Annotated in this window: 23 protein-coding genes and 1 riboswitch; of the genes, 9 read left to right on the forward strand and 14 right to left on the reverse strand. The window is 44.8% G+C overall.

Going from position 1 to position 23,875, the window contains the following annotated elements:
• Positions 1-22 precede the first annotated feature (22 nt).
• Both ABIC22_RS25080 and ABIC22_RS25085 read right to left on the reverse strand, forming a co-directional pair.
• On the reverse strand, positions 23-2,074 hold the full coding sequence (locus ABIC22_RS25080; protein ID WP_354484631.1) for a methyl-accepting chemotaxis protein: 2,052 nt from the start codon (positions 2,072-2,074) through the stop codon (positions 23-25).
• A 300-nt stretch (positions 2,075-2,374) separates the two neighbouring features.
• The gene (locus tag ABIC22_RS25085) at positions 2,375-3,298 is read right to left on the reverse strand and encodes an ArsR/SmtB family transcription factor (RefSeq protein ID WP_354484633.1); all 924 of its coding nucleotides are present in this window, start codon (positions 3,296-3,298) and stop codon (positions 2,375-2,377) included.
• Positions 3,299-3,472: 174 nt separating this feature from the next.
• On the opposite strand from ABIC22_RS25085, the gene ABIC22_RS25090 reads away from it, so the two are divergent.
• On the forward strand, positions 3,473-4,963 hold the full coding sequence (locus ABIC22_RS25090) for a glycoside hydrolase family 43 protein (protein ID WP_354484635.1): 1,491 nt from the start codon (positions 3,473-3,475) through the stop codon (positions 4,961-4,963).
• Positions 4,964-5,108: 145 nt separating this feature from the next.
• Here ABIC22_RS25090 and ABIC22_RS25095 read toward each other — a convergent pair whose 3' ends face one another.
• Positions 5,109-6,149: an NAD(P)-dependent alcohol dehydrogenase gene (locus tag ABIC22_RS25095; protein WP_127535770.1), complete on the reverse strand. Its 1,041-nt coding sequence runs from the start codon at positions 6,147-6,149 to the stop codon at positions 5,109-5,111.
• 296 nt (positions 6,150-6,445) lie between these two features.
• Between ABIC22_RS25095 and ABIC22_RS25100 the strand changes: the two genes are divergently transcribed.
• The gene (locus tag ABIC22_RS25100; protein ID WP_127535771.1) at positions 6,446-6,859 is read left to right on the forward strand and encodes a MerR family transcriptional regulator; all 414 of its coding nucleotides are present in this window, start codon (positions 6,446-6,448) and stop codon (positions 6,857-6,859) included.
• Positions 6,860-6,956: 97 nt separating this feature from the next.
• Here ABIC22_RS25100 and ABIC22_RS25105 read toward each other — a convergent pair whose 3' ends face one another.
• Complete coding sequence (locus tag ABIC22_RS25105; RefSeq protein ID WP_354484638.1) at positions 6,957-8,480, reverse strand: response regulator; 1,524 nt, start codon at positions 8,478-8,480, stop codon at positions 6,957-6,959.
• Between the two features lie 18 nt (positions 8,481-8,498).
• Positions 8,499-10,262, reverse strand: a complete 1,764-nt coding sequence (locus ABIC22_RS25110; protein WP_354484640.1) for a cache domain-containing sensor histidine kinase — start codon at positions 10,260-10,262, stop codon at positions 8,499-8,501.
• A 209-nt stretch (positions 10,263-10,471) separates the two neighbouring features.
• Between ABIC22_RS25110 and ABIC22_RS25115 the strand changes: the two genes are divergently transcribed.
• The 3 genes from ABIC22_RS25115 (at position 10,472) to ABIC22_RS25125 (ending at position 13,559) form a co-directional block, all read left to right on the forward strand.
• On the forward strand, positions 10,472-11,785 hold the full coding sequence (locus tag ABIC22_RS25115; RefSeq protein ID WP_354484642.1) for an ABC transporter substrate-binding protein: 1,314 nt from the start codon (positions 10,472-10,474) through the stop codon (positions 11,783-11,785).
• Positions 11,786-11,854: 69 nt separating this feature from the next.
• Complete coding sequence (locus ABIC22_RS25120; RefSeq protein WP_095287215.1) at positions 11,855-12,727, forward strand: carbohydrate ABC transporter permease; 873 nt, start codon at positions 11,855-11,857, stop codon at positions 12,725-12,727.
• A 1-nt stretch (position 12,728) separates the two neighbouring features.
• On the forward strand, positions 12,729-13,559 hold the full coding sequence (locus ABIC22_RS25125) for a carbohydrate ABC transporter permease (protein ID WP_095287216.1): 831 nt from the start codon (positions 12,729-12,731) through the stop codon (positions 13,557-13,559).
• Positions 13,560-13,678: 119 nt separating this feature from the next.
• Here the strand turns inward: ABIC22_RS25125 and ABIC22_RS25130 are convergent, their stop codons facing one another.
• From ABIC22_RS25130 to ABIC22_RS25145, 4 genes are all read right to left on the reverse strand, one after another.
• Complete coding sequence (locus ABIC22_RS25130) at positions 13,679-14,032, reverse strand: MmcQ/YjbR family DNA-binding protein (protein WP_354484644.1); 354 nt, start codon at positions 14,030-14,032, stop codon at positions 13,679-13,681.
• A gap of 209 nt (positions 14,033-14,241) precedes the next feature.
• Entirely contained in the window at positions 14,242-15,495 is a 1,254-nt protein-coding gene (locus ABIC22_RS25135; protein WP_127535776.1) for an MFS transporter, read from the reverse strand.
• Positions 15,496-15,653: 158 nt separating this feature from the next.
• Entirely contained in the window at positions 15,654-16,763 is a 1,110-nt protein-coding gene (locus tag ABIC22_RS25140) for a threonine aldolase family protein (RefSeq protein WP_354486088.1), read from the reverse strand.
• Positions 16,764-16,913: 150 nt separating this feature from the next.
• The gene (locus ABIC22_RS25145) at positions 16,914-17,255 is read right to left on the reverse strand and encodes an iron chaperone (protein WP_371859914.1); all 342 of its coding nucleotides are present in this window, start codon (positions 17,253-17,255) and stop codon (positions 16,914-16,916) included.
• A 248-nt stretch (positions 17,256-17,503) separates the two neighbouring features.
• Here ABIC22_RS25145 and ABIC22_RS25150 point away from each other — a divergent pair, with 248 nt between their 5' ends.
• Both ABIC22_RS25150 and ABIC22_RS25155 read left to right on the forward strand, forming a co-directional pair.
• A complete protein-coding gene (locus ABIC22_RS25150) occupies positions 17,504-17,950 on the forward strand; it encodes a hypothetical protein (protein WP_354484646.1) in 447 nt (148 codons plus the stop codon).
• A gap of 47 nt (positions 17,951-17,997) precedes the next feature.
• On the forward strand, positions 17,998-18,453 hold the full coding sequence (locus tag ABIC22_RS25155) for a hypothetical protein (RefSeq protein WP_127535780.1): 456 nt from the start codon (positions 17,998-18,000) through the stop codon (positions 18,451-18,453).
• A gap of 133 nt (positions 18,454-18,586) precedes the next feature.
• Here the strand turns inward: ABIC22_RS25155 and ABIC22_RS25160 are convergent, their stop codons facing one another.
• Entirely contained in the window at positions 18,587-19,003 is a 417-nt protein-coding gene (locus ABIC22_RS25160; RefSeq protein WP_127535781.1) for an Lrp/AsnC family transcriptional regulator, read from the reverse strand.
• Between the two features lie 214 nt (positions 19,004-19,217).
• On the opposite strand from ABIC22_RS25160, the gene ABIC22_RS25165 reads away from it, so the two are divergent.
• Positions 19,218-19,979, forward strand: coding sequence for an MBL fold metallo-hydrolase (locus tag ABIC22_RS25165; RefSeq protein WP_154893195.1), 762 nt, complete (start codon positions 19,218-19,220; stop codon positions 19,977-19,979).
• Positions 19,980-20,042: 63 nt separating this feature from the next.
• On the opposite strand, the gene ABIC22_RS25170 is transcribed toward ABIC22_RS25165, so the two are convergent.
• From ABIC22_RS25170 to ABIC22_RS25185, 4 genes are all read right to left on the reverse strand, one after another.
• Positions 20,043-21,056 (reverse strand): ABC transporter substrate-binding protein, encoded by a 1,014-nt coding sequence (locus ABIC22_RS25170; RefSeq protein WP_354484649.1) that lies wholly within the window; start codon positions 21,054-21,056, stop codon positions 20,043-20,045.
• A gap of 228 nt (positions 21,057-21,284) precedes the next feature.
• Positions 21,285-21,557 (reverse strand): hypothetical protein, encoded by a 273-nt coding sequence (locus ABIC22_RS25175; protein ID WP_354484651.1) that lies wholly within the window; start codon positions 21,555-21,557, stop codon positions 21,285-21,287.
• 334 nt (positions 21,558-21,891) lie between these two features.
• Entirely contained in the window at positions 21,892-22,167 is a 276-nt protein-coding gene (locus tag ABIC22_RS25180) for a barstar family protein (RefSeq protein WP_154893198.1), read from the reverse strand.
• A 16-nt stretch (positions 22,168-22,183) separates the two neighbouring features.
• Positions 22,184-22,573 carry a ribonuclease gene (locus ABIC22_RS25185; protein WP_354486090.1) on the reverse strand — a complete coding sequence of 130 codons (390 nt, stop codon included), beginning with the start codon at positions 22,571-22,573 and terminating at the stop codon, positions 22,184-22,186.
• Positions 22,574-22,747: 174 nt separating this feature from the next.
• A riboswitch (ZMP/ZTP riboswitch) is annotated at positions 22,748-22,829 on the forward strand.
• Between the two features lie 51 nt (positions 22,830-22,880).
• Between ABIC22_RS25185 and ABIC22_RS25190 the strand changes: the two genes are divergently transcribed.
• A complete protein-coding gene (locus ABIC22_RS25190; RefSeq protein WP_354484653.1) occupies positions 22,881-23,735 on the forward strand; it encodes a bifunctional 5,10-methylenetetrahydrofolate dehydrogenase/5,10-methenyltetrahydrofolate cyclohydrolase in 855 nt (284 codons plus the stop codon).
• Positions 23,736-23,875 lie beyond the last annotated feature (140 nt).

Below are 23,875 nucleotides of genomic sequence, written 5' to 3' on the forward strand. Positions count from 1 at the left end.
CAAACCTAAACTTATATTTAACCTAGAGCGTGAATCGACGGACCAAGTTTTGCATATTTTCAGCCGTTTTGGATAATTGCACGGATGATGCAGCAATCTCCTCCATGGCCGCCATTTGCTCTTGGGCTGCTGCCGAAGTGGTCTGGGCACTGTCAGCAGACACTTTGGAGATATTGGCCATTTCTGCCACCGAAGCAGAGACTTGCTCCGTACTTGCTGCCAGCTGCTCTGATACAGCAGATACATCCTGAATTTGGTCCACAATATGAGCCGTATATTGTTCAATGTTCGATATGGTTGCAGAAGCCTCCCGGCTAATCCGCATCCCTTCGCCAACTTGATTTCGAACGTTATCATTCATTAATGAAGTGGATTTCTCGATCAAGTCAAACATTTTGCTGATGGTTGCGCCAATTTCTTCCGCACTTTGTTTGGATTGCAAGGACAGCATGCGTACTTCACCTGCAACGACAGCAAAACCTTTACCATGTTCTCCTGCTCTCGCCGCTTCAATTGATGCATTAAGTGATAGAAGATTCGTTTGGCGAGAGATATCCGCAATCGCCTCGTTCATTCTGTTGGCTTCTGCTGATAGATTAGACAGCTCGTTAATCAATGCTGAGGTTTCCTGGACGGCCACTAGGATGTGCTCCATTTGGTCGCCAACCTGGTTGATGGTTTTCCCACCGTTCGCGACAGCACGCTCTGTCTCCTCAGCCGAATCTACAATGGCACTGGCAGATTCAGCTATGGTACCAATCCCTCTGGCCATCTCTTCCACTGCGTTCGCTGTTTGTTCAGAACTTTCTGCACCGGCGACTGCCCTTTCAGCGGTCTGCTGGATCGTTTCAGCAACATGCTGAACAGAAGCGTTCGTTTGTTCGGTGCTTTCCTGTATCATTTGCGAGGTATGGTTTAGAAGCGACGATGTCTGATTAAGTTCTGTCACGACAGATTGTAATGATATGGTCATTTGGTCAAAGTCATTGGCCAATATGCCGAATTCATCTTTATTCCTAAGATCAACCCGTTCTGTCAAATTTCCTTCTCGAACACGACGGGTTGCCGTTCGTAATTTTTGCATAGGAACCATGAAGGATCTCAAAATAAAGAAAATGATCATTCCAGCCAGCAATGTAGAAATGATAATTACGGTAAGACTAGTGACCAATATTGGTTTCGCTGCTGCAATGAAATCTTCATGCCCCATCAAAGCGATGACATTCCAGCCTGTTAACGCATTAACGCCGTTGTATACCTCCAAATCATATTCCAGGTCCGTTCGGACAAATTGGGAGAATGCCATGGGTTCATCAGGACTAGATGCTGTATTCGGATGGACAGGTATCCCGTCAATAAGCGCCCCGCCAAGCTCTCCTCCACCACCTTCAACAATAGCACCAGCCCAGGCGGCGATGGTTCGATTGGAGTCCACTACAATTAAACTTCCGTTCCCCCCAACATCCACGTAGGAGATCTCTTCTGCTAATGGTGCCAGATCAAGTTTTATGCTTGCTACGCCTTGTTCACTTGAGAGAGCCTGGGATATCTCCACATAAATCTCCCCGGAATCGGAGTCTTTCATAATGTTAGAAAAATAGACCGATCCGTTATTATTTTTACCATGGGTGTACCATTCCGTACTGCGTGGATCATATGTTGTCTCTCCGATCTCTGGAGATGTAATAAAGCTGCCCTGATCGTTACCTACAGTAATTGCGAGAATATCAGGATATGTATCTGCTAACTGGTTTAATTCTGCTTGCACTGCTTCAATGTTCACCTGACTGGCATCAGCACTTAACAACCCATCTATATAACTTAATAGTTCTGCTTTTGTCCCTACCAGATTATTAATATGCTGCCCTGCCATGGTTAGTATCGTATTCATCGGATCGGTCATGCTTTTTTGAACCTGTTCTTGTGCACTGTGATAAGAGAAATATCCGATAAGTGCTGTTGGAATGATAAGAACCGTTAGGAAAGCGGCTATGAGTCTGGTACTCATCAAACGTAAAACAGATGCTAGTCTCGTGAATAATGACCCTTTTTTCTTTTTCTTCTTTTCGTTCAAATGGATCTCCCTCTCTTGTTTAAATTATGAACAAAACTATATATCGGTATATCTAGTAAATAATTTAATTAATGGTATATATTTAATTTTATTAATAGCTAATAATTGCTCTGTAAACGACGTCACATCAGTGATGTAATTCCTGTAATTGTTAATGTATTACCGTATGTAAACGCAAAAAAACCCATATATATGCACACTCAAAGAAACGTTGAGCATACATATACACAGGTATTGCCTGATTAAAATCAGTAACAAGCCTTATTTGTTTTGTATTATAGCATAAATAGAACGGATATGTTAACCATAATTTGGTTTGTCATCGACATATACTCGGATCACAATGTCCTGATCATGGTTACCGAAACCGGCTCCGTACAACGTCAATCCCCCGACATGATCCGCTTGTTCTTCAACCGCAAACCTGAGTGTCCAGAACGGTTCACCCAGCTTCACATCATACAGCGTCACGTCTGACATCCAGTCTCCATCTATCGTTGTCCCCGAAGCATCCACTCGAATCGTCTTTAATAATCCATATTGATTCACGTTGCGATGCCACCATTCCGGTGTGTATTTGCCTCGTGCCGCCCTGCCGAAATCCGCCGGACTGGTCCAGGTTCCAAGCTTAATGCCATTAAAGGTGAAGGTAATATCTGATGGCCAATCATCTCTTAGACCTGGTGCTTCAGAAGCGATCTCCATGGAAATTTCCACAGCATCCGCACCGGGATTGGGATATAGATAGTTAGGCGTCTTATACTCCACATAACCTCTCCCGAACCACAGGATGGAAGCTTGGACCCGTTCAGGATCCAGGAAGTAGCGCGGATCGTCCCATACCCCGATTTCCTTTTCCCTTGTACCCAGACCACAAGTCGGATGAATATCAAACGCAGTATAATGACCAACCGAAATGGTCTGTTCCCTCATGTTGGTAACTCTGCTGGCTGCGGGCAGCTCAATTTCAATCTTTTTTTGTTTGAGAAAACACATTTTGTGTGTTCCTCCATTACGCCGGACTCTGCGGCTTCCGATTAATTCGGCTTGTTCCAATTTTCGAATATGCATTGTGACAATGGAAGGGCTAAGTTTGATCTGTGCAGCAATATCCTTAACGCTCATCTCCTGATTGGCTATCAACTCCATAATCCGCCAGCGTACTTCACTAGCCAGCGCATCGTATAAAGGCATAAACCGGGACTCCCCATTCGATTTAATCATTTTTTCACTCTCCTGATCACTCAGTGAAATCACATTTATATAAATTTAAAGAATATAAATTGAAATTACAAGTCCCTTCTATTGAAATAGACAGTGGGTTGGTGTTTAATTTCAGTAGCTTCCTATTATTAGAATTCTTATTTTTATGAATTTATCATCGAGGTGAAAGAACGAATGCAGTTTAACAATCCCGTCATCAAAGGGTTCTATCCAGATCCGAGCGTATGCAGAGTAGACGATACGTATTATCTGATATGCAGTTCATTTCAATACTTCCCCGGAGTACCCATTTTCGAGAGCAAAGATCTGATTAACTGGGAACAGATTGGTCATTGTCTAACCAAAACGAGTCAGGTACAGCTTGCACATGTAAACAGTTCAGGAGGCGTATTTGCTCCTACCCTTCGGCATCATAACGGGCGATTCTACATGACGACCACGAATGATACGACCCGCCAGAACTTCTATGTGTGGACAGACGATATCTATGGCGAGTGGTCTGAGCCCATATTCGTGGACCAGGGCGGAATCGATCCGGACTTGTATTTCGAAGACCAAAAAGCGTACTTTATGAGTAACGGTTCTGACGATTTTGCTGTCTCGGGGATCGTTCAATGTGAGATTGAGATTGAAACCGGCAAAAAGCTTACGCCGAGCCAGACCATATGGCAAGGTACTGGTGGACGTTACCTGGAAAGTCCTCATATGTATAAGATCAACGGTCTTTATTATCTGCTGGCTGCTGAAGGAGGCACCGAATACGGTCACATGGAAACGTATGCACGCGGATCCGCTGTCTCCGGTCCTTTCGAAGCCTATCCTCACAATCCGGTGTTAACTAACCGTAACCTGGGCGGTTATGAGCTGCAAGGTGTTGGGCATGGCGATCTGGTTCAGGATGTTGAGGGAAATTGGTGGCTCTTCCACTTGGGATTCCGGCAGATCGGACAATGGCAGACGTTTCACCATCTGGGCCGCGAAGTTTTTGTAGCACCTGTAACATTTGATGAAGACGGCTGGTTTACAGCAGGTCACCATGGAACGACTCTATTAACTTTTGAAACAGACCGGATATCCGAATCTGTCGTTCAGGTGGAGAAGAAGTCCTTTACTTTTGACAACACGGAATGGGACAAGGATTGGTGTTATTTCAGACATCCTCATACAGAGAATTATATGCTGCAATCCAACAAGCTAACGCTTAAAGGAACAGACGTCTCACTCGATCAACCGGGCACTCCAACCTTCATCGGTATACGGCAAAAGGACTTCAATGCCAATATTTCTTGTGATGTTAATCTTACAGATGGAGAGGCAGGCATCACCCTGTATATGGATGAGCACCATCATTATGATCTGGCTATAAGGAAAGACGCTGAAGGTTACAAGGTAATCGAGCGCCTTAATATTGGAGATATCAAATCAGTTGAAAACGAAGTGGATCTCGGAAGCCGTAATCACGCCACATTGAAGATCCGGGCAACCAATGATCGTTATACCTTTAGCTTGGATACCCAGGGCGAGGAGATTGAATTAGGTCGCGCACATACGAAATACCTATCCTCCGAGGTAGCCGGCGGGTTTACTGGCGTAGTTATTGGTTTATATGCCTATGGCGAAGGAGCTCAAGCAGAATTCTCTGATTTCAAGTGCGACTATATATAAAAGAAAACCTACGAGTTAAACAATAGAACTATACATTTCTAACTTAAAACTAACTGCCAGTAAAAAAAACAGGATGTCCTCAAAGTTAACACTTTGGAGACATCCTCACAGTCTTTTTATATGAAGTTTAATTTCAATTCAGCACTTACATCGTGCTTGTATCAATAACGAATCTGTACTTCACATCCGAAGCAAGAACGCGTTTGTAAGCTTCGTCGATTTGATCAGCCGAGATCACTTCGATTTGAGGTGTGATATCATGTTCCGCACAGAAGTCCATCATTTCCTGGGTCTCACGTATGCCACCAATCATGGATCCGGCAAATGAACGACGGTGGCCGATTAATGACATGACGTTTACTGCGAGAGGCTCACCAGGTGCACCTACGTTTACAAGTGTGCCATCCAGCGTGAGCAATCCGAAATAAGCATTAATGTCGATATTGGCACTTACCGTGTTAATGATCAGATCAAAAGAACCCGCAAGCTTCTCGAACGTTTCAGCTTCACTTGTGGCGTAATAGTGGTTTGCACCAAACTGCAAACCATCTTCCTTTTTACTCAGGGATTGGGACAGAACAGTCACCTCAGCACCCATAGCATGTGCAATTTTGACAGCCATATGGCCGAGACCGCCCATACCTACAATCGCTACTTTTTTCCCTGGAGCTGCTCCCCAATGTTGAAGCGGAGAGTATGTCGTGATACCTGCGCAAAGTAACGGTGCAGCGGCTTCGAGTGCAATGTTATCCGGAATCCGAATAACGAAATTTTCGGTTACAACGATGTGAGTCGAATATCCACCTTGTGTGGGTTCACCGTATTTATCAACCCCACCGTACGTTTGAATATTGCCTTTGAGGCAATACTGCTCTTCGCCTCGGCGACAATTTTCGCATTCCCCACAGGAGTCAACCATACAGCCTACGCCTACTCGATCACCGACTTTATATTTGGAAACTTCGCTTCCTACTTCCGTCACAATTCCTGCAATTTCATGACCAGGAACAAGCGGATAATTCACAGGACCCCACTCACCGTGAGCCGTATGAATGTCAGAGTGACAAATGCCGGCATATTTGATTTCAATCAGGACATCATGTGTGTCCAGATCGCGTCGTTTAATTTCAGCTGACCGGAACGATTGATCCGGTCCGTCCACAGCACGTGCTTTAGCAGTTATCATCATTAAAACCTCCTAAGATGTTCATTTTCCAAGAGAACACACCCATCCAGGGGCAAGAATCACAATTGATACATTGACCAATCATTCCTTCTTTTTCTCTCGCAAAATTATCTTAATCCCTCTAGTTAACTCTAGGTCAAATATCTTTTCTAAATTTTTTTATAGAAATAGATAAAGATATTTCTAAATCCCCATTATGTCTTTGCTGACTTTGACATCCTGTATTTACCGTGATAAGATTCCCCACAGAAGCTAGAGTTAACTCGAAGTCTATGCCGTAAGTAAAGGAGACCTGTATGACATACTCAATTAGCGAAGTTGCCAAAGAATTGAATCTCACCGTATATACATTGCGTTATTATGATAAGGAAGGACTTATGCCTTTTGTCGAACGTACCCCAAGCGGAGTGCGCAAGTTTAAAGAATCGGACATTGATTTTCTGAAAATTATTCAGTGCCTGAAACTCACTGGTATGCCAATTAAGGATATCAAGGATTTCATTGAATGGTGTTCCGAAGGCGACTCCACACTGCAGGAGAGATACGACATGTTCATTGAACGTAAAGCCAGTGTGGAAGCACAAATGGAAGAACTGAGAAAGACCATGGAAGTCATTGAACACAAATGCGCCTATTATAAAACCGCCATCGCAGCAGGGACGGAAGATATCCATAAAATGAATAAGATGGGGCAATCGGTGACCAACTAAAGAAACAACAAAAACCTAGTTTCCTTTCGGAGCTAGGTTTTTTGCTATTTTTTACTGCAAAATTACAGATTCCATTATATTTCTTTCGTACATGAATTTAATTATGATAGCCATTGGTAGGTATCAATTCTTTGTATTCCGTAGGGCTGTATCCTGTATACTCCTTGAACACCTTAGAGAAATAATGCTGATCACTGAAGGATAGAAGGTCCGATAATTCCTTAAACTTCATATCAGGTTGCTGTTCCATCAGCCTGCAGGCTTCCTGAATTCTCAGCCGGGTATAATACTGAACAAAAGTGGCTTGCGTTACGTTTTTGATCACTCTGCTAACATAAGATGGACTGACGTGAAACTTCAAAGCAATGTCGCTGATGGATAAATGGGAATATTTATTAAGCTTGATGTACTCATCCATCTGCTCGAATAAGAGCTCCTTGCTTTTTCGGATATGCGACTGCAGCATATCAAAACACTGCCCTGTCCATTCCTGTAGTTCCTGGCAGAAGTCTGCATATGTCGGTGCTTCCAAGAGCTGTTTGGCCCGATGCTCAAGACCAAGCCTGATCCCCGATCCTTGTTCTTCGTACAAATGAGCGAATGTATCCACCAATAATCCAATGAAACGTTCCACCTCTCTCACATGCACATGCTGCTCCGACCATCGGTCCAGCAGCTCGGAGAGCTTCAGAGCAAACCGATCTTTCTGATAAGCCTGTATCATTTGCACAAATGTGGATTCCAAGGTGGAATCCAGACACCCTGATTCCAGCCTGGCCGTCGAAACTGGATTTCCAGTATCAAGTGCCAATCCTTGGTTCAACCGCTGCTGTGCAGACAGTATCGACGTTATTTGATGGTAGACTTCTGGCAGATGTCCCGAATCAGTGGAGAGCAGCTGCCCTCCAATCATCACATCCATTTGATACGTAACCAAATGCCTCCGTAATGATTCCAGACATTCATGCATGGAGGAATAAGCAGCAAGTGCTCCCTTGTTTACGAAAACGATAAATTGATTCGGCGTTCGACTCTGTAACACATGACAAGGCTGCGGGGCAAAGAGAACCTCCACGAAGCCAAGAAGCGTCTGCTGTGTCCATAGTTCCTTCCCTGGTGTAAATGGCTGCTTACGCAAAATGATCATCATCTGAGAAAACAGCGATAAATCCTCCCCCTTTTGCACTTCAGCATAACACTGAGGGTCGACAATCTCTTGCAAGTCATTCAGTTTTTTGGATTTCTGTTGATCAAGCTGGTTAATCACCCGTCTCATGACCTCTTCTAACGCTTCTTGCTCCACCGGTTTCAGCAAATAGTCGAACACCTGCAGGTTGAGCGCTTTTCGTGTGTATTCAAAGTCGCTATAACCACTAATCAGAATCACTTTCAAGTCCGGGTTCACCCTCTTCGCTTGCTCAATCAACGATAACCCATCCATCTTCGGCATCCGAATATCGGTCAGTAGCAGATCAATGGGTTCAAGCTGAATTGCAGCCAGGGCATCCTCTCCATTCGTTGCCGTAGCCACCACATGAATGGGCAGGTTAAGCGCATCCAAAAGCATTTTTATATTACGCAGTATTGGTTTGCTGTCCTCTACAATCATGATGTTATACATCACATGTCTCCCCTTTGCCTAGTAAAAATCCTTTGTCAGCGAGCCGATGATTTGAATGGTGGCTCCGTTGTCGCCATGTGCGTGATTGTTGAAAATGTTGAAAAAAAGCCGATTGCTATACATCAGTTTAAGCCTGTTGATGCTATTGAGCATCCCCATATTACCAAGGGACGTTGGATGATTGAGAAGATGGTTCTCTCCAGCAGCGGATTCCTGAACCTTCGCGAGGATTTCCTGAATTTTATCAAGTGTGAAGCCTTCTCCGTTATCTTTAATCTCCAGAGCCCATAGTCCGTTATACTGTTTCACCGTAATTTGAATGCGCCAAGGCGGTGCCGTATTGGAAAAGGCATGTTCAATGCAATTCTCTACAAAAGGTTGAATGACCAGCCTCGGAAGTCGAATTTCACTCGCCAAAGCGTCGGCATGAATCTCCCACTCCAGATCTTCTTCATACTTCTGCTGTACAAGTGATAAGTAATGTCTGGTATGCTCCAGCTCATCTGCCAAAGTCACATGTGCGTAAGGCGAGGAGACAATATAGCGCAGACTGTCCGAGAGATGTTTGCACATATCCGATACAACCTTGGTCTTTCCCTCCTGTGCTGCGATGCTGATGAGATACAGGACGTTGTGTATAAAATGAGGAGCAATCTGAGCTTGCAAAGCCGAATTGCGCGCCATGACTTCTTCATGCAAGGCTGCCTTTTCCCGGTCTATGGATTGCTGCAATCGTTCCATCAAATCCTGAAAAGCTTCATTCAGCAGCAGCAAGTCATTGTTCTTCGGTCTCTCATCCACCTTCAGATTCATGTTGCTGTAATTGATACGCCAGATCTGACTGCGAAGCTTGCGGATCGGAAGCAGCAAATTGCGTGTGGTCAAGAGGATGTACACAAAAGACACCAACATCAAGGCTGTAATCAATAGGATCGACATGCTTTGTACCGAATGGATCGAGCCTAGTACCGACTGTTTCGGTGTAACGATATAGGTAATCCATCCCGTGCTGGGGGAGGTCGAATGCGTGACATAGTTGTTCTGTTTGTCCACGTCCAATCCTTCGTCGGATAACGGCTTGGTCCATTTCGACAACGTGGTTCCTGATTCCGATCCGGTCATTTGATTACCTTGCTGATTCAGAATATACACCTCGCCTGCAGCAATTCCTTCAGTGAGTTTTTGGATATAAGCCTGATCCATTTGAATACTCAGATAACCGTACACCTTCCCGTTCTGATCATTGATTGTGCGGACAAAGGAGATCGTATCCTCTTGGCGCACCAGAATGAATCCGTTCCCTTCCCACTCTCGTCCATCACCGCTGTTAGCCATCATGCTGCTGAGCATGGCGGGAAGATCTCCACTTCCCAGGTACGAGGTGAGCAGCACCCCTTCCTTGTCATAGATCGTCATGTCCTTCATATTCATGCTGGGTCCGATGGCCTGAAACATGATGTCTTTCAGCTTCCGGATCTGATTCAGCCTCTCGTAATTACTGTGAGCCGAGGAACTCTTCTCCATCGTTGCAAAGATATCCTTGCTGGCCAAAATTCGCTGGGACAACTGGTTCTGCTGCTCAACATAGAGATCAACCTGCTCTCTGACTTTAGTCGCTGTCACTAGCATATCCTGCTCCGTTTTTAGTTTCAGCGGGCGGATAACGATAACGTTTACATAAACGATAAAACAGCCCAGCACGAACATTAGCAGGGCCAGAAATGTCAAGAATACCTTCGTTTGCAAACTGAATTGAGTTGCCCGATGTATCAGCTTTATCATCCTTCCAAATGTCCTCCTGTTCCCCCAACATGATGCGTCTCTCAACCATTTATGTCCTACTGTATCATGTGAACGTTTGAAATGATAGCGATTTCAAGTTCAGAATATTACACATGAACGTTCAAGCACAGACATGTACCGGGAACAGATAAAAACTTATAATCGAGTTTGTAAACGGATTCATTAAACGTTTTAGAGGGGGATTTGCATTGAAGAATCATAAAAGAAAAAAAGCAGCATCCATCGTTTTGGCCAGTTTGTTATCCATATCATTAACCGCATGCGGATCTGGAGGAAGTGATTCCGGAACAGCTGCTGGCGGAGACAGCAAAGGTTCCAAGGTCACATTGGAACTCGCCATCTCCAAAAGCTCGCAGGACTCTGCCTTTATTCAGCAGGACATTCTGGATGAGTTTGAAAAACAGACAAATGTACGTGTGAATCTGCAGCTTATTCCAGCAGAACAGACCACGACCGTACTGCAAACCAAGCTGGCTGTTGATGAAACGCCTGATATCATTCAATACAACCTGGCGAGTGCTGTGACGGACCTGAACCTGGAACGTAATTTTGAAATTCTGGATAACGAGCCTTGGGCGAGCAGAATTGTGAACAAGGACGTCCTTTCTTCCGGGGGTCATCTCTACAGTTTCCATGTCAGCCAGGATACAGGCATGCAAGGGGTTGTTTACAACAAACAGATCTTTGAAGACCTTGGTTTGTCCATTCCGACAAACTACGAAGAGTTTCTGGCTATATGCGAAAAAATCAAGGCGAGCGGCATCACACCCGTGTTTATGCCTTACAAAGATGCCTGGGCAGCCAACATCTGGCCTGCAGCAGCTTTTGCTGACTTTGTAGCCAAGAATGATCCTACGTTTTTTGATGACCTGAACAGCAATAAGAAAAAATGGTCCGATATTCCGGAGTTCAAAACCTTTCTGGAGCAGCAGTACGAAGTATACACCAAAGGCTACACCAACACAGACGTGCTTAGTGACAGCTACGATATGGCCGTGGGTAAATTCCTGAACAAGGAAGTCGCCATGATGTTTATGGGTGACTGGTTGATCGAAGGTGTGGCCGAGCAGGATCCTAGCATGGAACTCGGCGTCTTCCCAATTCCGTCTTCCCAGGATGCGAGTCTGGGTGCGAGTCCACTCGGCGGGCAACTGTTCATTCCGAAGAAATCCAAACATCTGGAAGAAGCCAAACAGTTCCTGGACTTTATTGCTTCGAAGGACGTTGCTCAGCAGATCGTTGATTCGAAAGGTTATGTATCCAATTTCAGTGACGTAACAACGCCTGAGCTGCCTGCCTATAAACAGGATATCGTAGACAATTACATTACGCCTAAGAAAACGGTGCTAACTACTGATGCTTATATGCTCGTTGACCGCAGTGAACTGTACAGATTGCTGCAGGATCAATTTGCAGGCGGATTGACACCGGAAGAAGTACTGAAGGCGTGGGGCGAGAAGTTCAGCCAGCTGATGCAAGACAAAGGTGTAGCCGGTTTCTAAGAAGATAAAAAACCGGGCAGCATAGAATCTTGTTATCTATGCTGCCCGAGCTATAACGGAGCGTGAGACATGAAAAGGGCTAAAAATCTGTATTCGTACTACATGATCTATCCGGCATTGCTGATCTACTCCATCTTTTTCGTCATCCCTGCCATCGCAGGATTCTACTATTCATTTACGGATTGGCGGCTGGATCGACTGGAACTTCAGTTCATTGGCTGGGACAATTTCAAGAAGATCTTCTCTGACAAAACGCTGATTCTGGCACTGCAAAATACGGCGATCTTCGCGATTGTCACTGTCGTTGGCAAAAATGTCATCGGTCTATTGCTGGCCGTAGGACTTAATATGAGATTAAGAACCAAAAATCTGCTGCGTGCCATCTTTTACTCCCCTTCCATACTGAGCATTCTCGTCATCAGTATTTTGTTTACACCGATGCTGCGAACCGAAGGCACGATTAACAACTTGCTCGAAGCTGTAGGCTTGCACTCATTAAGCCAGGCTTGGCTGACCAATCCGTCCATCGTCATCTGGACCATCGCCATCGTCTCCATTTGGCAAAGCGCCGGATTTCAAATGGCCATCTATCTGGCCGGGCTGCAATCCATTTCCCAGGAATACTACGAAGCGGCTACCATTGACGGGGCTAGCTCATGGAAAAGCTTCTTTAAAATCACGCTGCCACTGCTGCTGCCAGCCATTAATATCAACCTGATGCTGACCCTAATTGGTGGACTCAAAGTATTTTCGGAAGTCTACGTCATGACCGGCGGAGGTCCGGGTAATGCTTCTCAGGTTGTGGGTACCATTATTTTGCGCTCCTTCGGTGAAGGCAACTGGGGACTCGGTACCGCAGTCAACACACTGCTGTTCGTCGTTGTCACCATCATCGCCATTCCGCTGCTGATTTTTATGCGTCGTAAGGAGGTTACCGAATAACATGGGCTATACTCGCAAACTTGCCATCCGCAATTACATTGTGGAAGGATTTCTAATTCTGGCCTCCCTGATTGTTCTCCTGCCGCTCGTGATTCTGATCTTCGGTTCATTCAAAACAAGCGCAGAGGTACTCAGCTTCTCCCTTAGTTTACCTGATACATGGCAGTTCTCGAACTACGTGCGGGTCTTCGAAGAAGGCGGCCTATCGAGGGCTTTTCTCAACAGTATCTGGATTACTGGCGTATCCTCGGTAATCAATATTGTGGCATCTTCAGCTGCATCATTCATTCTTGCTCGCAGAGAAACGAAAGTCTCCGGAGCGATCTATATGTATTTCTTCATGGGACTCATTGCTCCAATGTCGATCATTACAACGATTCGGGTTGTACAGGGCTTGGGCTTCTATGGAAGCATTACAAGCGTTATCCTGATCTATGCCGCTCTTAATACGGCATTCAGTGTATTCTTGTACAGTGGTTTTATCAAAACCATTCCAAGAGCGCTCGACGAGGTTGCATTTCTGGAAGGTGCAAGCGTGTTCGGCGTATTCTTCCGGATCGTCACGCCACTCATTCTGCCTGTTAACGCGACGGTAGCCATCATGGTGTTCATGTCGGTATGGAATGACATCACGATTCCGGTTTACTTCCTGACAGACAGCTCCACGTGGACGATGCCGCTTTCGATCTACAATTTTTACGGCAAGTACAGCCGGGACTGGAATTTGATTTTTGCCAATCTTGTACTGACTTCGCTGCCCGTATTCATCCTGTACTTATTTGGTCAGAAATACATCGTAAGCGGCCTCACGGCTGGAGCAGTCAAAGGCTAAACAGCTTTTACAACCGGAGCTCATTTTCTTAAATGCCACCCAAAGAAACCCACCTAACAAGGTGGGTTTTTGTCTTTTAACCTTTTGACTTCAACTTAATGGGGATCTAATATCCTGCACTAAGCTTCGCTCTTCTTTTTTACCCGCTTGGGCCTTGTCAATTCGTAACTGTGCTTAATCATTCCTTGCACATCCTCTACAGGCAGATTACCTTCCACATTAACGGTGTTCCAGTGTTCCTTGTTCATATGGTAACCGGGAATCACCTCCGGGAATGCGTTTCGCAGGAAATCTGAACGTTCCAGATCACACTTCAGATTCACACTGACATGTCCGTTGTAGTTGTGCAATATGAGTGCAAATAATTTTTGGTTTCCTTGATGGCGTATCGCCGTCCATCCTTCTCCAAATGGATGATCCTCATATGAACTGGGATACGACAAGCAGTATTCCGTTAATTCTTCTAACGTCATGATCTGTTTCCTCCATTATCGTTCTCTGAGTTTACTCCATCCTCGCTGCAATGAATCAGTCGAGTCGAACGACCTCAGTATAGAAATCCTTCCATCTCATTTTGTATGAACCGTTGGTTATATGCAAGGTTACTTCATCGTGAAAGACAAAAAAGAACCGGCACTTCATGCCGATTCCTGTGAATTGCATATATGAAGCTGCTGCTGTATTACACCTCTTGGGCCACTTGCGGTAATTTATCCGGTGCTTTGTGGTTCATGATTGGAATCATGGCCAATGCACCTATGAGAAATAGAAACCCTGCTCCGCTGTAGATGGTGCTCAGTGAAAAGGTATCTTTTAACGCCCCTGCGAAGGACATGGAAATGACCATCATGCCTACAAACATCGGATTCAAGACGCCATTCACGCGGCCGACAATGGAAGCCTCCGACCATTTCAGAATCATGGTGCTGATTCCTATATGAATGCAAGGGAACACCAGTCCATTCAGAAATTGAACGGTCAGCGTGACGGGGACACTTGTCGAGTAACCCACGATGGCTGTACATACCGCACCGGCTACCATTCCAATCGCCAGCAGAATTTGTGGTGGAACCTTCTTCGCAAATGTGGCTACTATTCCCCCACCAATTAGCATAGCTGCACCATTCACCATCAGAAGATATTGCAGGAATTCCTTGCTCCTGCCAAGCTGCTCGGTAACAATGAACAGGTTGAGCGCTTGAGCTACGCCAACGGAGAGACCAGCAAGTATAAACGCTAGCCCGAGCATCCGGAGCACCTGACTTTGCCAAACGTAACGAAACCCTTCCACGAATTCTTTTCGGAACTGCCCTTTAACCGCAGCCGTTTGTGTCTGCATCTGATCCTCGGGCAGACGAACAAGAACGAGTGCGGACAGCAGGAAAACGATGCCCATAACAGCGATGGATATTTCCAGGCCAAACGTGCTGTATACGAAGGTGCCAAGCATCGGGCCAAGCACCATAAAGATGGCCATCAGCGATTGGAATAGAGCCATGCCCTGCTGCAGCTGTTCTTCTGCAACATGATACTTAAACAATCGCATGCTTGAAGGTTGGGAGAACTGCGACAGAATTGCCGAAATAAATGCAACAAGGTAGACGGAATGCCATGAGCCATAATGTATGGTCAGGAGAACTGCAAATACCGATACAGCAGATAATACATCACACCATATCATCGTTCGTTTTGGCCGCCAGCGATCAGCAAAGGTACCTCCGATGAACGAAAACACAAAAATCGGGGCAAACTCGGCCACACTAATGAGTGAAATGGCGTATGGATCATTATTCGTTGTCTCTGCCACATACAGTAGAATTGCAAAATTCCGAACCCAGATGCCGATCTGTAGGAGAACGCTGGATAACAAGATTGTCTGAAGAAACCGATTGCGAAACAGGCTTGGTGCATTAGTGCCTTGGACTTGCCTATTCAATCCCCTCAACCTCCATTTGTCGTAAAGATGTCCATACTTTAATGATCTGACGTCTCCCTTCAAATCATAATTATACGGACATCATCTTCCCACGCCTCCGACTAAAGACTGATTTTTCCAATTCGAACGTTTTCCTTAAATTTCACAATGAAGTCTACTCAGCGCTTCGGACCATCCGAACGCAGCTGTTCATCCAGCCATATCAGAGCAGATTGCAGCCTATCTTCCGGTACGGTTTCATATCGGTCTCCCAGAGAAAGTTCAAATGAACAATGCCCGGTCTCGCTGTTTTCGTTTAGATACGAAGTTAACCCTATTCCAAACTGCTGCGTCATTCTGCTGAGAATCGGTTCAGCCTCAGCTGGGGTTCGTTCGATGTACACATGAAACATATTCGACACGGGTACTTCGGGCAGCGTGCGTACTCCATAACATTGATTCAGCAATGAAGCGAGCTGCTTCGCTTGTTCATAATAGATTCCCATTCTATTGATACGTTGATCATAATAATATTGGGCACTTAGAATATAAGGATACAGACCGATCAGATCCCCGCCAAACCGGCGTTTCCAAACTCGGGACTCCTTAATCATATCCGTATCTCCAGCCAGTATGGCTCCTGCAATACCGCCAATGCCTTTGTAGAAAGACACATACACACTATCAAACAAGCTGCAGATCTCTGCTGCCGACTTCTGATAGTAAGGTGTGATCTCAAACAGTCTGGCTCCATCCAAATGCAGCTTGATTCCGCGTTCACGGCAGTAAGCCGAGATGGCTTCGAGTTCTTCATATGCAGGCAGCTGGCCGCCAATCTCCCGCTGGGGCAATTCAAGCAATAGACAGGCTATGTCGCCTTCGATAGCTTGTACATCTTCCAATCGTATCAATCGATCCTTGTCACCAAGCAGCACCGCTTCAATCTGATGAAGCTCCTTCAACGCATTCTCTTCATGAATTTCAATGTGACACAGGGGATGATAAGCTACACGCTTCAGTCCCTTTTGATCACAGTAAATCCGCAGCGCTATCTGCTGTGACATCGTTCCACTTGGGAAAAAGATGGCAGCCTCCTTGCCCAGTACATCAGCCATCTGCCGCTGGAAATGTTCAATGGTTTCTCCGCTCCCGTAATGATCGCTGTACATCTCACCATCAATGTGCTGAAATGCTTCCTGGAGAACCTTGATTTTGCGACTGCCATGACCGCCAACGATATACTCAGCCTCCATGAACGCTTCCATTAATGAATCCGGTGTATCGCTCAAGCCATATCCTGCAGTCTCTTCAGCAGATGTCTCTTCGATATCACCTTTAGTTTGATTACCCGTATGTTGCCCCATCTGGCTCACACCTTTCTAATTAAACTTTACTTAACTAGTGTCATTCGTGAAACGCCGTTATATCATGCTTTGCTTTTACTTCCGCCAAAAAGTCGAGCAGTCTGCCTTGTCTGTAATATTAAAAGCAATGATTCTCTCCAGCAGAGAAAAATCCACGGGTTGACTCCATTTGATTCGAATCAATTCCTTCGTATGATCATAGCCAGCCTCCACAATCTCATCTGAAAACTGAAGAATGCCTGCCTTCTCGGGAGCAATCGCCATATGCTGTTTGGCAACGCTGAATCCAATAATGAAGGTCTCGTGATCAGTAAACATTGGCTGATTCCATGCAATCTTGGCCTTGAGGTTAGGAAATTTCGCAGCCACCCAATTCAGCACTTCTTCGGCTCGGGCACGCTGTTCGGGGTTATCCATCCGTGCCAGAAAATCTTCAAATTCTTTCAAGTAAATTCCTCCTATATAGAATAAAGTTAGTCCGTTGGTTTAATTGGCAACTTACTCTTTTCCTCAAGTATACACGTTCGTTTCAAGTCTCCAAATAAAAATTCGTTTGATTCATGCTGTATCTCTCTGGAGCAGCTTAAAGTTCTTGCCGCTAAGCGGACAACTCCTTCCACTGAGCAACATATCATATGACAAAATGATAGATTGGAGGAATTGCTATGGTTCGTACACTTGACGCCCGTACGTCACTGGGGTCAGCAGGCATTACCCCGCTCAACGTCCCACTTGGCGCAAATACACCTACCCTGCTCGGAGTTGTTGGACTCAATATTTTCAATCCGGGGCCGATCATTCGAACGCAATTTAATGGGACCTATCGGATCTCGGTGTCCAATGTGTCTTCCTTGCCTTCTTCTATTCGTTTTGAAATATTCAGAGGGGCAACTTATACGGGCCAACCGATCTATGTGGTTTCCCAGCCTGTGTTTCCTAACGACAGTACGATTTTGGCGAGCTTTGAAGGTTCAGAATACAATGTGCCTGCACCAGCCAATGGGCAGATCATCTACTCCTGCTTTGCAACGTTCGTCCCTGTATCCGCATCAGAACAAGCCACCCGTCTTGGACCGGAGTGCTTCAATGCGGTCGCTTACAGCGACGATTAACTCTACGTTTCGATTACTCCTTAGCTTCGAAGAAAGGAGGACTTCAAATGGTTAAGACATTAGATGCAAGAACTTCTCAAGGCTCTAAAGGGGGACAGGGCGTTCTCACTCCCAGTTTCACAAACGGCGTTCCGTTATTGTTCGCCCAAGTTGGACTGCAAATAAGTAATCCGGGACCAACCATCCGCACACTTTTCTCAGGTATAGTAACGGTAACCGCCAATCAGTTATTTAACAACGGTTCTCTTGCCATTGAGGTATATCGTGGTCTGGGAGCTTCGCAGCAGCTGGTGTATCGTGCAGAAAAGACTGTCCTCGGCAACCCTTTCTTTAGCCCGTGTGTGCTCAGTTTTACGGGCTCCGATTATAACGTAACTGCACCGGGAAATGGTCAACTCGTTTATTCTGTCTATGCGACATTCTCCTATGGTCCGGATACCGGCGTAAGCAATGTCCGACTCGGACCCGAAAGTTTCAACGCAACTGTGTATTCCGATGACTAAGTCGATGATTCGGACAAAAAAGCGCTATCATGTCTCGTACGTATAGACTAATAATAAGGATGCTTGATCCAAATCCAGTGCTCTCCGATGGTCAGAGCTGGCGGGATCAGGCATCTTTATTCTTGTTTCTTATTCAATTTTGCTTGTTAATGACAATGGATAGACTATAGTTCGCATGTTCGTTTAAACGAACAAGGAATTGATCCAACACTTCATTGGATGGAAATCTGGCCTCCAGAATGTAGCATCCGTTTCCGCTCACTTTATAGTTATTTAGTACAAAATCATTTTCAGTTTTAACAAAAGACAGAAACGACTGATGATGTGGATTCGTCAGTTTGATCGTGATAAACGCATGGATTAAACAGTTTAGTTTGACTTGATTTACTTGGACGGTGTATTTTTCAATAACTCCGTTTTCCTCAAGCTTCAACACTCTCGAAGCAGCTGCTTGTCCAGTTAGATGAACTTTCTCCCCCAACTTTTTCATCGTAATGCGACTGTTCGCGGACAGCTCTTTAATAATTAATTCATCTATGTGATCGAGCACTCGTTATCCTACCCCTTTTAATTTAGTATCATCACCAATGAAAACCCAATTCATGAGATAAGTAAAGCTTACTCTATTCTACATACAAACCCATCATGAAAAGAAATACTTTCATTATTCAAGTAAATGAGAAGAAAGACTTGATTCTATGCATGTACGCAGAAATCCGGAGCGTGTAAGCTATTTATATATTCATGATCAAAGGAGAATTACAATGAAAATAACTCAAATCCGAAATGCTACGATTATCGTTGAATATGCAGGACAACACTTTTTAATTGATCCATTCCTGGCTGACAAGGGTGTGTATCCTCCATTCCCAAATTCTGCGAGGCAGGATCAGAAGAATCCATTGGTCGACCTTCCGACAACTATTGAAAATATAGTCCGTGGTATCGACGCGGTGATCGTTACCCATCTTCATTTGGACCACTTTGATGATGCCGCAAAAGAAGCGCTGCCCAAAGACATCAAAATGTTTGTACAGAACGAAGCTGATGCGTCTGAAGTTAAAAATGCTGGCTTTAACAACGTAGAGATTCTTCATGAAAATTCAGTATTTCAGGGCATTCAACTTTTTAAAACAAAAGGGGAGCATGGGAGAGGAGAAGTCTTGAAGCTTGCTGGCGAAGTATGTGGTGTAGTCTTTAAACACACTAGTGAGCAGACTTTATATGTAGCAGGGGACACCGTTTGGGTCGAATCTGTTCAAGAAGTGATCCACACTCACAAACCTGAAGTTCTTGTTGTTAATGGAGGAGATAATCAGTTTCTGGAGGGTGGTTCCTTGGTTATGGGCATAGACGATATCTATAAAGTATACCAAGCTGCACCAGACGCGAAAATCATTGTAGTCCACATGGAAGCAGTTAACCATTGGGGTCTTTCCAGAGAAGACTTAAGAAGCTTTTTGAAGGATAAAGGAATCACCAGTAACATTGCTGTTCCTGAGGATGGAGAATCCTACGTATTATAATTCAGCTATAAAAAATAACACTCCTCCGTCACTTCGTGACGGTCAGGAGTGTTCTTCTACTGCTTACTTCACAGAAAGCAAGCTGTCCGTAATAAATTTCAATTGTCCTTCCAAAGTGATAGGGTCGTTATATGTGTCCGAAGTTTTATCCAGCTGGAAGACATGTCCTTCTTTAACAGCAGGCAGATTCTCCCACAATGTATTGCTGTATACGACTTCGGCATCACTTGTATCGCCCGACCACGGGCTTGTAAAGATGATGTCACCTGCATATTCCGGCAGCACCTCCATGGAGATCGAAGCAAAGCCTGTTCCGCTGTCAATCGCTTCTGCCTGAGCCTTGGTAGGGGCCTTCAAGCCAAATTCACCATAGAGGATTTCACCGCCACGACCATAGTTATGACCAAATACGTACAATCCCTTCGCGTATGGATTCAGAATGGAGACAGTGCGGTCACCGACTGCGGCTTCTACTTTGGGTTTCCATTCGCTAATCTGCGCTTCCCAGTTTGTAACCCAGGCTTTCGCTGCATCTTCCCTATTCGTTAGCTTGCCTAGTTCAAGCATAAGATCTTTATAGTTGAGTTTGCCATATTGGATCTGCACCACAGGGGCAATTTGAGACAATTGATCAAGGCCCTCTGTGCCCGTATAAGCAATGATCAGATCCGGTTTGAGGCTTACCAGCTGTTCCGCTGTAGGCTGCTCACCCAGATCAGTTGTTCCTTCACTTATCAATTGATCCTTAATATACTTATTGCCCATTGCTCCAGACAGAGCTCCTACCACGGGAACATCCAGTGCTACAAAGTATCCTGTCGTAAACGACGTCAAATCAATGACACGCTGCGGTGTTTTGGGTACCTCAACTTCTCCCGCATCCGATTGGTATGTAACTGTCTCCCCTTCGTCAGTTGACGCTGAGTCAGCTGCTGATGCTGAGTCAGTTGTCTGCTCTGCCGTGTTTGCACTTGCATCGGTTGCTGTACTCGTCGTGGCGGTTTGACCGCATGCACTTAGTACCAGCAGCACGGTTAGTGCCAAAATAAGCAAGATCGAATTAGATCGTCTCAACAATGTAAACCCACCCTTTTTAATTGATATTGATAATCGTTATCACTTTATCATGATGCAGTCTATTTGACAAGCTAATTCTGGTTCTCTTTTTAAAATGTGTTAAATTGAATGTTTAACCCCGCAGACAGACTTCCATTCCAAGGATCAAAAAAAGCCGCCATGGGCGACTTTTAAGACAGATTGTTTAGTGTTCGGAGAACTTTATAGCCTCGCAATCCTTATCCAGTATTAGCTCTCTTTCAAGGTAACATGATCAACTACCATCCAATTGTTATCCCTATACTGCAGCGTTATTTTTACAGCGATGGAACCCTCATTCGAACGATATTTACTTACCACAAGTGTGGCCTCATTCTGCTCGTCCGCCAGCTCAAACTTTTCGATCCGCAGTAAAATTCCTCGGAGATTGCTTTCATTACTTTCATATAAACCTTGCTTAAGCAATTGTTCATAAGTTAGGTTATAAACGTCCACCTTATATTTCGTTCGTAAGAACTTCATTATATGTTGTCCATCAGAATCACTTAATGCAGGTGTCCGATCATAGTCTATTGATATATACTCCATCGATCGATTAAGAGCTGAATCTGTTGATATGACCTCTTCCAATGCTGCAAGATATAGTCCGCTTAGACTGTTATCAGCCTCTGTATTCGTAAACGTGCTTGCACAAGATGTAGTCAGACTAACCAGTGATAGAACATAAAAGAAGTACAATAACTTCCTTGGGATGACCCTCACCTCCTATGGATATTCCTAAACTCATTAACGGAAGTCTCATGAAACATGTTGCACAATAAAAAAAGCAGTCCTCAGCGGACTGCCCGTTTGATTTTTACATATTCAGATCCAATTGAAACTGATCCAGCTCTTCTTCTGCGTCACGCATTAACTCCACTAGCTGATCAGCGTATTCTCCAAGCACAGCCCTGCTGGCCTCAAAATTAACCCATTGAATGGTTAGTGGAATTGAAATGAAGCCTGTAATGACATCCCATAACGCATCGAGATTCCGCCCGTAAGAGTCATCTAACCCCAGCTTCGCCTGAAGAATATCATGCAGCTCTTCTTTTCCATGAATATCATTTCCATCAATGATTACTGTCTTCATACCATCCTACCTTTGGTCATTTGATTTGTTCAAACGTGCGATAATGATCGGTTGTCTTGTATATTAAGCCATCACTGGAATAGAGAATTCGGTCACTTCCCCGGGTTCCCCCGGAATAATTGATATCTGCCTCGTACCACGTTCTTCCCTTTTTCTTGGGTAACAAGCCTTCCCGATTCTGAAATATATCACCGCCGATACTTTTGCCTGGGGCCACATCTTGCAAATTTCCTTCACTTGGTTCCCAGCCTAAAGCTCTGGCCTCCTTCTTGGTAATATAATTATCCGGAAGTTCCTGATGCTCGGCAAGATAATTGGCAACTTCGTCAAATTGATTCAAGACAGCATGAGTCTGGGACGATTCATCTACAGATAGCGATTCTAGTGAACAACCTGCGAACAGCATCGTCGCAAGAATAATGAGTACAGCACTTAGCCATTTTTTAATATACACTACTTATAATCTCCTTTTAATCTTCTTAACTCAAAAAAGTATATACCAATCTGCACACAGTTCCAAGTATAGCTAAAAGTTAAAAGGATTGATGTACATTTCAAAATGAAGTACTATCAATTTAATATGGTCATATGTAACTGGCGAACACGGTGAACCGTGAGGGAGCATATGATGTCTAATCAAGCCGTACGCCTGGGCAGAGGTAAGGAAGTTTTATTTCCTTGCCTCTTTTTATTTGGAAAGGGCGATGATGAGCATGAGTACAGAGAAGCTAATGTTGAATGGACAAACGGTAGCGGACTTCATGAAGGAAGAGATGACTTCGAAGGTTGCCATCCTGAAGGAGCAAGGAATCACGCCTTGTCTAGCTACTATTTTGGTTGGTGATGACCCCTCTTCAGAAACGTATGTACGAATGAAAGGCAATGCATGTGCCCGAATAGGGGTACATTCCATTAAAGTGGTTTTGCCTGCAGAGACGACAACGGAACAATTAATTCAGGAAATAACCAAATTAAATGAAGATGTATCCGTACATGGCATTCTGTTGCAGCACCCGGTACCGCATCATATCGATGAAAGAGCAGCTTTTGATGCAATTAGCATAGAAAAAGACGTGGATGGAGTTACCACCCTAGGATTTGCGTTAAATGCTTTTGGAGTCGCCGCATTCCCTTCCTGCACACCACAAGCGATTATCCGTATTCTGGATTTCTATAACGTTCCAATCGAAGGCAAGCATGCTGTGGTCATAGGAAGAAGTCCAATTCTGGGTAAGCCCGTTTCAGCCATGCTGCTTAACCGAAATGCAACGGTAACTACCTGTCACTCCAAAACCGTCCATCTGGAAGAAATCGTGAAGTCGGGAGATATCGTGATTGCTGCCGTTGGCAAACCCTGTTTTGTAAAAGGAAGCTGGATTAAACCTGGTGCAGTTGTCATTGATGCAGGTTACAATAAAGGCAATATCGGTGATGTGGACTATTCATCCTGCTTGACTCCGTCATCTGCCATTACACCCGTCCCGGGTGGAGTGGGTCCCGTAACCATCGCTACGCTGATCGAACACACGATCAAATCAGCCTGCATGCAATCCAAAGAAACCTCATAATATGTACGAAAGTACGCAAAGCTCACTTTTTTCATGAGGGCTTTGCGTGCTTCTTTCTGTAAAGACATAAGGGGTAATGTGCATTGAAAGTGCGTACGTCTGCTAATTCAATTTTCGTTACTTCTTATCTGTTCAGGTTC

The organism is Paenibacillus sp. PvP094 (genome assembly GCF_040546835.1).
GTDB classification, from domain to species: Bacteria; Bacillota; Bacilli; order Paenibacillales; family Paenibacillaceae; genus Paenibacillus; species Paenibacillus illinoisensis.